The organism is Bacteroidota bacterium (genome assembly GCA_016699695.1).
In the GTDB taxonomy this organism is placed as follows: domain Bacteria; phylum Bacteroidota; class Bacteroidia; order Bacteroidales; family UBA10428; genus UBA10428.
In genome coordinates this window covers 304532-319196 of record CP065006.1, presented here as the reverse complement: position 1 = coordinate 319196, position 14665 = coordinate 304532, and the positions used below count along the sequence as shown (strand labels likewise).

Genomic DNA, 14665 nt, shown 5'->3' with positions numbered 1-14665 from the left:
TTCTTTCGTTTGTAAAATTTAATAGTGTGCGTGGTTTAAATGCTGCTGATAAGACTTTGAAGACGCAGGTAATGCTCGTCAGAAACCGCTACCAGGGGCAGGCGAACATGCTTCTTACAAACGCCTAATATTTCCAGCGAAGCTTTAATACCTGCCGGACTACCTTCGGTAAAAAGGGCGTTTATATAGTCTACTAAACGGTATTGATATTCCCTTGCTTTTTGGTAATCATTTGCCAATGCAGCCTTTACGAGACTGCTAAATTCATAGGGATGTGAATTTGCTACAACAGAAATTACACCTTTCGCTCCTAAACTAATCATAGGCAGGGTAAGGGCATCATCGCCCGAAATGACATGAAAACTCTTAGGTTTATACTTAATAAGGTGCATGAGTTGCGAAAAATCGCCTGATGCTTCTTTGAGGGCTACAATATTGGAATGTTTTTCGGCGAGACTAATAACCGTTTCGGGCATTATGTTGCTGCCCGTGCGAGCAGGAACATTATACAAGATTATTGGATGTTTGGTCGATAGTGCAATGGCATTAAAGTGCTCAAAAATTCCCCGCTGATTAGGTTTATTGTAATAGGGAGACACCGACAACCATCCTGAAACTCCATGGCCTGAAAATGCCTCAATGTCTTTTATAACAGATGCAGTATCGTTTCCTCCTGCACCTACTGCCAGTGGCACACGACCATCTATTTTATCTATACAAAAGCGAATTAATTCCTTCTTTTCTTCTTTGCTCAGTGTGGCTGGTTCGCCAGTTGTACCAAGCACCACTAAAAAGTCTACACCCCCGGCAATGGTATGGTTGATAATCTTCTCGAGAGAAGAAAAATCGATGCTTAAATCGGACTGAAATGGTGTAACAAGGGCAACGCCGGTGCCTTCAAAAATTGTGTTCATAAAAGGTCAGTTATTTTAACTTCGATAAGTAGTGCAGAAGCTGGTTAATTAAAAAATTTGTTTGCAGTTCTACGGAAGTTTTAATGTCGGCAATACTATCGAAGCTGGTCAAATGGGGTTTGGTTTTTTCGTTTTCTGATTGTAACTCCTTTTGCAGGTCGTTCATGGCCTGAATTTCCTTGTCGATATCAATCATTAAATCCAAAGAGTCGTGTGCTGAAGTAAGCCGACCTACCTTAAACTTTGCTTTCGACAATGAAAGAATGTATTTAAGAGGGTAGTTTTCCTGAAGACTCAGACTGATAAGTAGATCGAAATCCTTTTTCATGAATTCTGTTACCGCTTCGCTTTCTGGTTTTTCGTACCAGTTTAATTCTTTGCGTGTGAAGAACTCAAAACCTTTGCGGTAAAGGTAATGGTCAATTAGTTGTTTGCTATCCACAAAACCCAGTACCATTATAGTTCTTTTTTTCTCCGAAAGATCTTTTACCAGGTTTTTGATAATCTCAAAACTAACAGAATGAGTAGCATTAAAAAGAATACCAATGGATTGGGCATTATCGATGTTACATGATTGTATGGTACGTTTCTGCTGCTTTATTTTCTTGATTAAAACATTTTCGCCATACCTGGTTCTCAATCTGCCTGCAAATTTCACCCTTGTTATTCTGTTTAGTCTATTATTATAGTACCTGTCCTTTGCACAGGTTGCTTTTATTGCTATCTATATTCACATCAAATATACTTCAATACCTTATAAGGATATAGTTTTCAGCATTGAATGTGCAATTTTAGCAAAATTCAACCGAAAAGCCTACTATATTTTTAAGCTGTTGAAATTTTAAATTGTTTTAGCGGCGAAGAATTATTCCATTATTAAGGATAAGAACTCTTCTTCCGAAATAATTTGAATTCCTAGTTTCTGAGCTTTTTCAAGTTTGCTGGGACCAATTTTGTCCCCAGCAACCAGGTAATCGGTTTTTGCCGAAATACTGCTAACGTTTTTACCTCCATGCTGCTCAATCAGTATTTTCAATTCATCGCGGCTGTATTTTTCGAAAATTCCTGAAATGATAAGGCTTTTACCATCGAGCTGCTTACCCAGGGAGGGTAGCGATTCGGTGATGGAAAACTGCAGGCCACTAGCTTTTAGCCGCTCAATTACACTTATTTCGTATGGATCAGCTAAATGCCGCTTAAGTTCAAGGGCTATTTTATCTCCTATTTCTTCAATTTCAAGCAATTCATCATAAGATGCTTCTATAAGGTTATCCATTGATTTGAGCTGCCTGGCCAGAGTTTTGGCCACGGTTTCTCCCACATAGCGTATGCCTAGTGCAAACAATACTCTTTCGAAGGGTACTTTTTTAGAAGCCTCTATGCTTTCTAAAAGCTTTTCGGCTGATTTTTGTGCAAATCGATCGAGCCCAAGCAATTGTTCGCGGGTGAGGGTATAAAAATCGGCTATGCTCTTAAGATAACCGGCTTTAAATAGCTGGTCGATTGTGGCTTCGGCTGTTCCGATATCCATGGCTTTGCGGGAAACAAAATGTTCCAGCTTACCTTTTATTTGCGGCGGGCACCCTCTTTCGTTGGGGCAATAATGTTTGGCTTCGCCCTCTTTGCGCACCAACTGACTCTGGCATTCGGGACAATGGCTAATGTATTGAAGCGAGGGGGAGCCCTCTAGGCGCCTGTTTTTATTTACGCCTACTACTTTAGGTATTATTTCTCCTCCTTTTTCGACATACACATAATCATTCAGCCGTATGTCTAATAATTCAATCTGATCAGCATTGTGCAGAGAAGCCCTTTTCACAGTAGTGCCTGCCAGTAATACGGGCGAAAGGTTAGCTACCGGTGTAATGGCACCTGTTCGGCCCACTTGATAATCAATGCTTATAAGCTTTGTCTCGGCTTGCTCGGCTTTAAATTTATAGGCAGTGGCCCATCGGGGCGACTTGGCAGTCATACCCAAGGCTTTTTGCTGTTGCAGGTCGTTAATTTTGATAACAATGCCGTCGATATCATAGGGCAACTGCTTTCGGGCCTCATCCCAATATTGAATAAATTCTAATACCTCAGCCATGTTGTGGCAAAGCTTCATTTCCATAGGCACCTTAAAGCCCCATTCGTGAGCCAGTTGCATATTCTGGAAGTGACTGTTTGTGGGGAGTTGGCTTCCCATCAGGTAATACAAAAAGCAATCGAGTGGGCGGGTGGCAACAATAGCCGGATTCTGTATTTTTAAACTTCCGGCGGCTGTGTTACGCGGGTTGGCATATTCTGCTTCTCCGGCAGCACGCTTTTCCTCGTTCATGCGAATAAACCCTGCATGTGGAATAAAAACTTCGCCTCTTATTTCAAAACTGTTCGGATAATTTTTCGTTTTAAGTCGGAGCGGTATACTTTTAATAGTTTTAATGTTGGCAGTAACATCGTCGCCTTTTTCACCATCGCCCCGGGTAAGGGCCCGCATAAGCAATCCGTTTTCGTAGCGAAGACTAATGGAGGCCCCGTCGTATTTTAGTTCGCAACAATAGATGAAGTCCTCGTCAAGTAAACGCTTGTTTCGTTGTTCAAATTCACTTATTTCCTCGATTGAATAGGTGTTATCGAGCGAAAGCATAGGAAAACCATGCTGGGCTTGTTCAAATTCCTGGTTACTGTCATTGCCAACCCGCTGGCTGGGCGATGCCGGATCGAAAAACTCCGGGTTGTCTTTTTCCAGTAATATAAGTTCGTGTAACAAACTATCGTATTCAAAATCACTCACTTCTGGCTGAGCCAATACATAGTAGCGGTAATTGTGCTCGTTGATGGTATGGCGCAAATGGGCAATGCGTCCGGCAATTTCAATTTTGTTCATTCAACAGATTTTTCGGCCCGATAAAGATAATTGAAAAAGCTTTTTAATGTAGATTCCGTCTTGTTGGGAATCTACTTAAAAAATAAGGGAGCGCCTTTGTTGTATTCATGACTTTTCTCAGGCAATGATTAGTTGTCGATTTTTTTAGTATTTTAAGGCTTGGGAGGAATAAGGGATGAGTTTTTATCGAATGTTCTTGTTAGCGGCAGTGGATATTGCTCTGAGCCTAAATCTTTGGGCACAAACTGAAGGTGCAGACATTGCATTCAGGTCTTATTCCATCGACGATGGGCTGTCGAATTATGTAATTGTAGATTTCGAGCAAGATACGAATGGTTTTTTGTGGATTGCCACCAGCGATGGACTCAATCGTTTCGATGGCTATAGTTTTAAAGTTTTTAAAAACAACGCATCTTCTTCATCGCTACCAAATAATTATATCAACGATTTGTTTGTCGACAATACAGGCCGGTTATGGGTAGCGACTAATGAGAACGGCTTGGCTTATTATGATCAGTATTCCGAATCTTTTGTGCGGTTAATGGATAAAACATCCGATACTCTTATTGGCAATCTAAAGCGTATTTTTCGGATGGCACAGGATGCTGAAAATAATCTTTGGCTTGTCTGCGAAGAAAAAGGTATTCTTTGCATCGATCCTTATAATTTTAAGGTTATTCAGCATTGTCATGCCAATAGCTCCAAAGGCAGACTAGTGAGCAACAATGTTACTGAATTGACTTTCGATAATCAAAATCAAATATGGATTGGCACAACCGATCGAGGAATCCAGGTAATTGATCCTAAGAGCAGCAATGTCTTATACTTTTCTGGTACCGATGACGATCAATCTGGTTTGGAGGGGGTTTATGTTGAGAGTTTGGAAGCTGATATCGATGGAAAAATGTGGGTGAGTACAGACAAAGGAGTTTTTCTATACAATCCACTTCAACAAAAGTTTTTAAAAATATTAACCTATCAGGCTTTTGCAATCAAAACGCTTGAGAATGGAAAAAGCTATTTTGCCACTCGTGAAGGATTGTTTGAATGGGTTGCAAATAATACATTAAAGGTATACCGTAGAAACAGCAAAATTCCAACTTCTTTGTCGAGTAGCGATATAAGATGCATTTTTCAGGATAATTCGGGTAGTGTTTGGTTGGGTACCAGCAATGGCGGCGTGAATACTTTTTTTCCCTATTCCAAAGCATTTAACACTTATAAAAGTGAAGAAGACGAGGAAGCTAAGCGACAAGATGGAATTGTACGTTCTTTCACCATTGATAAAGACGGAAATACCTGGGTTGCTACTTTAAGCAATGGAATAGAAATTATTGATAAGCAAACTGGAGTAATACATAACCTTAGTACCGGTAACTACAAAGGTCTGAGTTTCTCAAGCCGCTCTATTACCACCCTTTTTATGGATTCGAAAAACAATATATGGATTGGAACCTGGGGTACAGGGGCTTTTTTACTTAAGGATGGGAGTACTAAATTTCAGAATCTGGTTGAACTGGAGAAAAACCATAAAGCCCTGGTGGATAACATAGTAATGTGTTTTTACGAAGATCACAGGGGCAATATATGGATTGGTACCGAAAAGGGTCTTGATGTGTATCTACCCCATCAGAACGAGTTAAAGCGTTTTCATGAAAACAAAAACAAACAAAGCTACGATCCTAATTACTCAGTGCAAAGCAATTGCATTGTAGAAGATGCATACCACAACTTGTGGCTGGGAACTTATGGGGGGCTTCATCGTTTTGTCTTCAACTCTTCGGATAGTTCAAATTTTTATCAATCCTTTCGCCACAGTTTTTTTACCAGTCACAGCGGAAAGCAAGATAGCCTGCAGGATCCCCGGGTGATTTCACTTTATTACGATAAGGCACTATTTCCTGATTTTTTGTTTGTAGGCACTTACAGCCAGGGCTTGCATATCGCTCATCTTTCCGATAAAAATTTGTCCCTAAACAGTTTTGAACAAGTGTCGTTAAACGAAGGGCTTTCAAACGATGTGGTGTATACCATTCTGGGCGATAGCCTGCAGAATCTATGGATGGGCACCAACATGGGCCTCTGTAAATACAATGTGCCGGACAAAAAAATTGAAAATTATTTTGAACACGATGGATTACAGGGGAATCAGTTTTTCTGGGGAAGTGCTTACCAGGCACCTTCTGGCGAGTTATATTTTGGCGGACTAAAGGGATATACAAGCTTTTACCCTGACAGTATCCGGAAAGGGTCGGAGATACCCCCTGTGGTCTTTACCAGCCTTATGGTAAACAACATTCTCGTTCCGGTAGCAATTGATTCTGACAAAAAAGGAGTTTTACAGAAGTCTATTTTATATACAGATAAAATTATACTCAATCATAGTGAGGATGTAATTGCAATCGAATTTTCCTCACTCAGTTTTGCATTTCCGGAGTACAATCTATTTAAATATAAACTTATTGGTGTAGATCAAGATTTTATTCTAACAGATGCAATGCACCGATTGGTAACATATACCCATTTACGTCCAGGTAAGTATACATTTATGGTGATGGGATCCAATCACGAAGGTGTCTGGAATCCGCAAGCTATTTCGCTCGAAATAGTCATTAATCCACCCTATTGGCAAACCTGGTGGTTTAGAGGCATCATGGTTTTTTTATTGTTTGTAGGCATACTGCTCTTTATCCGTTACCGCATTTCGAACATCAAAATGCAAAAGATTATACTTGAACGCAAGGTTGCTGCCAAAACTACAGAGTTGAAATCAAATTATGAATTGCTCGAAAAGCAGAAACAACAACTTGATGAATCAAATCACCAGTTACTAAAATTTACAAACGATTTGACGAATATAAATATCGAGTTGAATCAGCGGAGCCTTAAAATTGAGGATCAAGCCCACGAATTGCAGGTTCAGGCAGATTCTCTTGCACAGAAGAATGAAGAGCTGAAACAGATAAATGCCACTAAAGATAAGTTTTTCAATATAATTGCCCACGATCTGATGAACCCATTAAACAGTATATTGGGTCTTGCAGAGTTGCTACTCGATCGGTTTGATGATTTTGAAAGGGAGAAACAATTAAAATTTCTGCATGGAATTTTCGATGCAGCGAGCAGTCTGCACGAATTGCTTGCCAACTTACTTCAATGGGCACGTACCCAATCGAAACGAATAACAATAGATCCAGGTTACCATTTATTGCATTCAGTTATAGACGAAAATCTGCTGCTTCATCGCGAGGCAATGGAAAAAAAACAGATTCAAGTTCAGAATTTACTCGATACTCAGGTAAGGGTCTATTTTGATATGCCTACAATCAATACGGTAATTCGCAACCTTATTTCAAATGCAATAAAGTTTACCTCAATCGAGGGTATAATTCAAATACATGGCAAGCCTGCCGGCGATGCTTTTGAATTAATGATCACTGATTCTGGAATTGGTATGAGCGAAGCCAGGTTAAAATCACTTTTTCAAATTGATAAAGCCGAAACAACCAAAGGTACCCATGGTGAAGTTGGTACAGGCTTGGGACTTATTCTTTGTCGCGAATTTATGTTGCTCTGAAAGCTTCCCCCAAAACAGTAGCGATTAAAAATATAGTTTAATCGTTAACTTTGGTAGAATGAAAACAACAAAATTTACAGAGAGTCAAATCATCAAGATTCTGAAAGAGCAGGACCAAGGCAAGAGTGTTTCGGATATCTGCCGGGAGCATGGTATAAGCCAACCAACTTTTTATCAGTGGAAATCAAAGTATTCAGGGATGGAGGTAACCCAGTTGAAAAGACTTAAGGAACTGGAACGAGAACTTTCGCAATACAAGAAGATTGTAGCTGAACAGGCGTTGCATATCACGGTTTTAAAAGATGTAATTGAAAAAAAAGCTCTAAGGCCTGCAGAGAAACGGGAATTGGTAACCTATGCTCAACAAAGGCACACGTTGAGCATTCGGCAGGCCTGTGTGCTATTTAATATATACCAGAGTGTATATTATTATCAACCCATTGCGGGGAATGATCAGGAAATTAAGGACAAGCTGGCAGAACTAGCAGAGGTTCATCGCCGGTGGGGATTTTGGATGATGCACTATCACCTGCGGCAATTAAATCATTTCTGGAACCATAAAAGAGTTTATCGGGTTTATACCGAGATGAAGCTTAACTTGAGAAGAAAATGTAAAAGAAGGCTGCCATTGCGCCCGCAGGAGTCCTTGTTACAGCCGCTATTACCTAACTTAACCTGGAGCATGGATTTTATGCATGATGTGCTTAATAACGGAGTTAAATTCAGGACATTTAATGTAATCGATGATTTTAACCGGGAAGCTTTGACTATCACCTTAGGTACAAGTATTACAAGTCTGCGGGTAATCAGGGAACTGGAACGATTAATCGACTGGAGAGGCAAACCCGAACACATAAGGGTTGATAATGGGCCGGAATTTATCGCCCAGGCTATGGAAGACTGGGCAAACGATAAGAATATAAAACTCAAGTTTATTCCCAAAGGAAAACCGCATAGAAATGGTTATGTAGAGCGATTCAACAGAAGCTATCGTGAAGAAGTTCTGGATAGTTACCTATTTGAAAACATCCGACAGGCACAACTAATCTCAAATGCATGGCTATGGTCTTACAATAATGAGCGACCCCATAGTTCGCTGATGTACCACACTCCGGTATCATTCCTATTGAAATATGGAAAACTTCACCGCCCACAAGGCCCAACAAAGTTTCCCACATTTCAACAGGACATAAACATTAATTTAAAAAGTTTAATTTTAAATGCTACTAATTAGGGGAAGCTTTCAGCTCAACCATGGAGAAATAAAGGTCGCCAGTGAAATGCAAAATGGTACCACAGTAACACTTACTATTCCATTTAAAGAGGGTCAATAATTCCTTTTGGGTAGTTTTATGGATATTTAAGGTATTTCGTCGATTTTGCCATCGAATGCAGAATTTTATTTTTTTTGTATTAAACCTTTTTTATTGGATGTTGTCAAAGCATTTGTAAATGAAAATGTACTGACTTATTTTTATCCTCATGAAACCATTCACAATTCTTCTGTTTTTTCTTGCGTTGTCAGCCCTTGGGTTTTGCCAAGAACCGCAGGTAACGAAGTCTCCGGCGTTGAAGGATGCTCGATCGGACATAACATTACGTGGTACTACCCGCGACCAGGTTCTGGTATTGCGCGATAACAATTATCAGTCGGTCAAACAAAAACGAAGCCAGCTAGCGATCAATAAACAACGCACACTTATTCTGAAGAGGACAAGACAGTTTCAGCAACATAAAGTCATGCACAACCGTGCCCTTCAAAAACAGCACCTAAGGCAACAAGCAGCTCGAAGGCAACAAATGCAGAGGAGGTAGCCACATATGTACAGAAAACCTCTTTATACAATCATTATTACATTATTTAGTCTTGTTGCTATTTATGCTCAGGACTCATCAACCAAGAAAGGTCTCGATTTTTACGAGAAGAAGAATTATGCAGAAGCTTTAAAAGAATTTAATAACGCCATTAAAAGTAATCCTTCTGACATTGAAATTTATTATTACCGTGCGAATACCTTTCTGGCCATGGAGGAATATAAAAAAGCCATTGCCGATTATAGCACCGTAATTAATTCTACTTTAACAGATTTACAATTTTGAATATGAGTAATTTATATCACGCTGTCGTTTTAAATGCCGGTCATAAATTCTATCAATCATTTGTTCTTCGGTCATCTGTTTATAAAGTTTAAAAGTGATAAATTCTTTAATATCACGAGCCGATAGTAAAGGTAAATCATCAAAGCAATGCAATTTTTCTTTTAAAATAAATGACGAGACCAAAAAGTTTAATGCAACCTGGTGTTGCCATGCAAGCCATTTTCGTGTCTGAAACTGGTCTAGCCCGAGTATCTGTTTTGATTCTTTTATGCAATGTTCTACAAAGTACCGTTGTGCTTGCATATAGGCTATAGCTTTCTTAGTGTATTGTTCAAGATTAGCATTGGTAAAAGAATATTTTATTTCGTCCTTGCCTTCTTTGGTTTTCGTTTTACGGATAACCAGTAACCTTTGCTCTACTTGCATTTTACTGTTATTGATTATCCAAAGCTTTATAAAATGATAGTCAGCTACAAGAACTCCTTTGGCTGTATTACGAACACTAATACGCTGCCAATTTTCGTCATTTAAAGTCTGTAAATATTTTGATACACTTAATTCGTCTGTAGTTGCTTTTAATTTCTTGGGTTCACGACCCTTATTGCTTTTTCGCTCGGGAATAGCCAAGTCAGGACGTTCCAAATATATTTTTTGGTCTTTATGGATATCCAGCATGTACAGATAACCAAGCAAATCTATGCTGCTGGCAAAATCCACATCGTTACCATAATAACCATCGCCTCCAATAAAATCGAAGATGATGCCATTGGTTACTTGCTGGCGAATAATTTCTAATGCCAGTTCGAGCTTAGTTTTAAATGTTCGGTGCTTTACAGGAACGCCTGCTTTTTCGCATCTTGTCTTGTCGTCACACCAAGCCTTGGGAAGGTATAGTCGGGCATCAACCATTGATGCAAAATCCCCATTACTTAAACAAGCAAATACCGCAACCTGACTATTTGATAGTTTCCCTACATTCCCACAATATTGATGTCCAACGCCTACGCTATGGTCGCCTTTTTTTACCCAACCACTTTCATCAATAATCAATCCTGTAAGTTTTCTTTTGGGTAAAACCTGGCTTACTTCCTGGGCTACTTGATTTATCAAAACTCGATGATCCCAGTTAGACTCAGTTATAAAGTGCTGCATTTGATGGTAGTTAGCTCCCAAATCTTCGCTTATTCTTTCAATATTGCGCATCTGACTTTGTATTATTCCTAATGAATATTGCTGTGCTTTGTCAAAGAACTTCTTTGTTGAATTACAAAATACATGCTGATAATCATTAAGGTGAACACTAACTCGCTCTATTACAGAGGTCAGTGTTTTTCCATATCGATTATTATTTTTACGTTGTATTAAACATTTTTCGGAACGATAAGCCTGTTTTTCTGTGCATTGAAGATACTGAATTTCCTTGAAATATCAATGTTTACAAGGGTTTTGTTTAATCTGTTAAAGTAGAATTAAGTATACTTAATTGATTTTGGCTATATAATTCAGGAGGCAATACGTTAAACAAAAAACTAATGTTTAATTTCTGGGAATCATGCAAAGACGCATAGTAAGATTTAAATTCGGATGGCCAAATACCGTTGGTCATGAAAAACAGCTTATACCCTCCATTTAACAAAGAATCCATAGTTTCTTTAATCTCTGGATTTAGGGTAGGTTCACCACCACAGAACCGAAAGTTTTTACTATTAATAAAGGTACTGATACTCCATGCTTTTGAAATATTGAATTTATCATTCGACTGTTTATTTGCCTCATTATTCTCAGTAGCAAAACAAAAAGGACAACTTATATTACACTTATTCGTGAAAATTATATTTGCCATATTTTTAACTTTGTATATAACTTTAATTATTTATTTTTAATTCCTTGACTTTAGTACCAACTGTCAATAAAACGTGCAATTTTAAATGTAATTACTACAATACTTTCTTAGAATTCCACGTTTTATAACTAGTAATATCTATGTCGCACTCTCTGAAAAATTATAAAACAAATATAAGTTTTATAATGAAGGTTCAATACTATTGGCCATATTGAAATTAATAACCGACAAATTGATTAGAGTCTACATCTTCATATTATTAATGATTCTTAAGAAAGAACATTTCAAAGTTCGTGTTAGAAGTATTATTATATTTACGGCATTAGAAAACAATTTTGTCACATAATAATTTACAAATCTGACATTTAGACTGAATTTATTAATTATTGGTCAACTAGTATTTATCTACAGCTTAAAATGACACGAAGAATATATTATCTATTTATTGCACTGTTTGTAGCAAAGATAAGTTTCGCACAAAATCTCATACTAAATGGTAATTTTGAAGATGTTAACATCTGTACCGAAATGAATGCTCCTTGCTCTCCAGAAGCATGGAGACAAACCTGTTCAATTTTAGCAACGAATGTTGCCCGTTATAGTTTTAACTATTCTGGGTTTGTTGTATATAATTTATCCGTAAATAATGTTAGATCATATCTACAATCAAGATTAGGAGATAATTTACAATATGGAAAAAAATATAGAATCACACTTGAAATTTTACCTGAAAATCTTTTTATTAATAGTCTTGGAATTTTATTCTCAGACACTTTAGTTTTGAGCCAGCCATATAATATTCTGGATATCACACCGCAAATTGAGATTAAGAATAATAAATCCCTCTTACAATATAAGAAGGGTAAAGAATGGTTAAAAGTAAGCTATGAATTTATTGCGAAATCTGAAGCAAATTATATTATTATAGGAAACTTCATAAACGATCAAGATATGCGTATGCAACCTAAAAAGGGCGAAATTCAAGAATATCATGATTATTATTACTTTGTTGATAATATTGAACTAATACCTCTAAACACAACACATGACACTTCAATAATATTAAAAACAAAAAGTGAAATATATCATCAAAACAACAGACATCCTGTAAATTGTTCATTATTTAACATCTATGACAATTGTAGTATTGATAAAAATAAAAATGCTAATACTCTTCCGGCATATCCCACAGATACCATATTATTGTTTAATGATCTATTGTTTGCCTTTGATAGCTACGAACCAACTTTAATGCTTTACCAGAAAATTGATTCGGTTTTAGATCAAATAAATACTCCTATTGATTCTATCACTGTTATTGGTCATACTGATGACATAGGTACCGATTTATATAATGATGTACTCTCCAAAAAAAGAGCACAGTCAGTATCAGAATATATTTCTTCTCTTAATGTAGTAACTGGTAGTAAAATACAATTTTATGGTAAAGGAAGTAAATACCCAATTGATAATAATTCATCTGATTATGGCAGGAGCAGAAATAGGAGAGTAGAGATTATTATTAAATATATAAATCCATGAATAAATAATTAATGTTTATTGAATTTTTAATGCATGTAAATTGTTTTATATAGTGTAATCTGTTTTTATAAAACTATATTACAAAACGGGAAGCCATATGTTTTTTGTATTGACCTTAACTCTTCCACTATAACTTCTCCATTCAATATCTTTCAAAACAAATAGGTTAAAATGGTTTCCTACAATAACAAGGTCTAATTATGTCTTCATTGCTAGGATTTTATATGTGTCCAAAGTTCACATATTATAATTGCAATATATATAGACATAAATTCAAAAATAATTTACATATTTAACTATCGTTTACAAGATATTTTTGAGTGCAGTTATGATTAAGATTGTTCAAAGTTTTTGGTCAAAACCATTTTATAAAAAACATAACCTCAACCTAAATGATAGAGCAAAGGGTGGTTGGTTAACTGAAATGAATTATTTTTTAAGTGCTGCATATAGTTGTTTAAAGCTTAAAGAATTTTATGCGGATGTGGTTTTAGTTACAGATTCTATTGGTAAAAAACTTCTTATAGATGAATTTGAAATTCCTTTTACTGAAACAATTGTTGAGCTTGATAGATTAAATCATTATAGTGACGAATTGTGGGCACTAGGGAAGATTTATGCCTATAGTTTGCAAAATGAGCCTTTTCTTCATGTAGATAGTGATGTCTACATATGGGAACCTTTTAAAAAATCTTTACTCAAAAAGGATTTAATTGTGCAAAATTTTGAAGCGACGAAATACCCCTATCAAGAATTAAGCAAACAAGCAATTGAATATTTGAGCTATTTCCCGGATGAAATGAAAGAATATGTTCATAATTACGGTCGTATTGGAGAATATAGTGCAATAAATGCAGGTATTCTTGGTGGAAATAATATTCAGTTTTTTAAAGACTTCACGGGAAAAGCTTTTAAAATTATTGATCAAAATTATAAAGATTTAAGAAAAATAGACCTAGGGTGGTTCAATTTATTCTATGAGCAAAGCCTTTTTTATTGCCTCGCATTAAAATCTAAACAAAAAATAGGACGACTATATCAAAATGTTAGTGATGATTATATTGAAATTAAAGGATTATCGATGGTTCCATATAAAAGCTATGTACATGCAATAGCAACGATGAAGAATCATGTAGGTATTAATGAAAACATTTATCTCCGATTAATGAATGAATATCCAACTGTTTTTAAAAGAATTTATAATCACTTTAAAAAATAAATTACAATATCCCATATGATAAAAATCGTTAAAGGTTTCTGGTAAAAATCATTTTATAAACGTCATAAACTTACTACAAGTGATCGAACTAGTGGTGGCCGGCTTAAAGAAAAGCATTTTTTTATGAGTGCTGCTTATAGCTTAGAGAATTTTACGGTGATGTATTTTAGTTATTGATTCTATTATAAGAAGTATTTAATTAATGAATTTGAAATTCCTTTTGCTGAAACAATTGTTGAACTAGATAGATTATTTCATTATAGTGAATAATTTTGGGCCTTAGGTAAAATGTATGCCAATAGTTTGCAAAATGAACCTTTTCTTCAAGTAGATAGTGATGTCTATATGTAGGAATTTTTTGAAAAATATCTACTTGAAATGGATTTATTTGTATAAACAATTGAGGGAGCAGACTAACCCTATGAAGAACTAAGCAAACAAGTTCTAGAAAATCTTCATTACATTCCAGATTACTAGAAGGAGTATCTTATGAATTTTAAGCGAGTTGGTGATCATAGTTGCGTAATTGCTTGAATTATTTGAGGAAATAGTATTAATTTATTTGAGAAATTTGCAGAAGATGCCTTTAAACTAATAGAAC

9 protein-coding genes and 1 pseudogene are annotated in these 14665 nt (G+C 36.4%); 5 read left to right on the top strand and 5 right to left on the bottom strand.

The window, feature by feature from the left end:
- Positions 1–35: 35 nt before the first annotated feature.
- The 3 genes from IPM71_01380 to ligA form a co-directional block, all read right to left on the bottom strand.
- Positions 36–914 carry a 4-hydroxy-tetrahydrodipicolinate synthase gene (locus tag IPM71_01380; GenBank protein ID QQS51400.1) on the bottom strand — a complete coding sequence of 293 codons (879 nt, stop codon included), beginning with the start codon at positions 912–914 and terminating at the stop codon, positions 36–38.
- 10 nt (positions 915–924) lie between these two features.
- Entirely contained in the window at positions 925–1554 is a 630-nt protein-coding gene (locus IPM71_01375) for a hypothetical protein (GenBank protein QQS51399.1), read from the bottom strand.
- 225 nt (positions 1555–1779) lie between these two features.
- The gene (ligA, locus tag IPM71_01370) at positions 1780–3783 is read right to left on the bottom strand and encodes an NAD-dependent DNA ligase LigA (protein QQS51398.1); all 2004 of its coding nucleotides are present in this window, start codon (positions 3781–3783) and stop codon (positions 1780–1782) included.
- 175 nt (positions 3784–3958) lie between these two features.
- Here ligA and IPM71_01365 point away from each other — a divergent pair, with 175 nt between their 5' ends.
- The 3 genes and pseudogenes from IPM71_01365 to IPM71_01355 all read left to right on the top strand — a co-directional run bounded on the left by IPM71_01365 (position 3959) and on the right by IPM71_01355 (position 9460).
- Positions 3959–7360, top strand: coding sequence for a hypothetical protein (locus IPM71_01365; protein ID QQS51397.1), 3402 nt, complete (start codon positions 3959–3961; stop codon positions 7358–7360).
- A gap of 58 nt (positions 7361–7418) precedes the next feature.
- Positions 7419–8492 (top strand): annotated as a pseudogene (locus IPM71_01360) (IS3 family transposase).
- A 689-nt stretch (positions 8493–9181) separates the two neighbouring features.
- Entirely contained in the window at positions 9182–9460 is a 279-nt protein-coding gene (locus IPM71_01355) for a tetratricopeptide repeat protein (GenBank protein ID QQS51396.1), read from the top strand.
- Here the strand turns inward: IPM71_01355 and IPM71_01350 are convergent.
- The gene (locus IPM71_01350) at positions 9449–10663 is read right to left on the bottom strand and encodes an IS701 family transposase (protein QQS52760.1); all 1215 of its coding nucleotides are present in this window, start codon (positions 10661–10663) and stop codon (positions 9449–9451) included. The genes IPM71_01355 and IPM71_01350 overlap by 12 nt on opposite strands.
- A 247-nt stretch (positions 10664–10910) precedes the next feature.
- Positions 10911–11303, bottom strand: a complete 393-nt coding sequence (locus IPM71_01345) for a radical SAM protein (GenBank protein QQS51395.1) — start codon at positions 11301–11303, stop codon at positions 10911–10913.
- Between the two features lie 417 nt (positions 11304–11720).
- Here IPM71_01345 and IPM71_01340 point away from each other — a divergent pair, with 417 nt between their 5' ends.
- The gene (locus tag IPM71_01340; GenBank protein QQS51394.1) at positions 11721–12845 is read left to right on the top strand and encodes an OmpA family protein; all 1125 of its coding nucleotides are present in this window, start codon (positions 11721–11723) and stop codon (positions 12843–12845) included.
- Positions 12846–13173: 328 nt separating this feature from the next.
- Entirely contained in the window at positions 13174–14064 is an 891-nt protein-coding gene (locus tag IPM71_01335) for a hypothetical protein (protein QQS51393.1), read from the top strand.
- Positions 14065–14665: the final 601 nt, after the last annotated feature.

Bases quoted from the DNA above. Each gene is read 5' to 3' on its own strand.
- IPM71_01380 (QQS51400.1), bottom strand. From the start codon at position 914: ATGAACACAATTTTTGAAGGCACCGGCGTTGCCCTTGTTACACCATTT.
- ligA (QQS51398.1), bottom strand. From the start codon at position 3,783: ATGAACAAAATTGAAATTGCCGGACGCATTGCCCATTTGCGCCATACC.
- IPM71_01365 (QQS51397.1), top strand. From the start codon at position 3,959: ATGAGTTTTTATCGAATGTTCTTGTTAGCGGCAGTGGATATTGCTCTG.
- IPM71_01355 (QQS51396.1), top strand. From the start codon at position 9,182: ATGTACAGAAAACCTCTTTATACAATCATTATTACATTATTTAGTCTT.
- IPM71_01350 (QQS52760.1), bottom strand. From the start codon at position 10,663: ATGCGCAATATTGAAAGAATAAGCGAAGATTTGGGAGCTAACTACCAT.
- IPM71_01345 (QQS51395.1), bottom strand. From the start codon at position 11,303: ATGGCAAATATAATTTTCACGAATAAGTGTAATATAAGTTGTCCTTTT.
- IPM71_01340 (QQS51394.1), top strand. From the start codon at position 11,721: ATGACACGAAGAATATATTATCTATTTATTGCACTGTTTGTAGCAAAG.
- IPM71_01335 (QQS51393.1), top strand. From the start codon at position 13,174: ATGATTAAGATTGTTCAAAGTTTTTGGTCAAAACCATTTTATAAAAAA.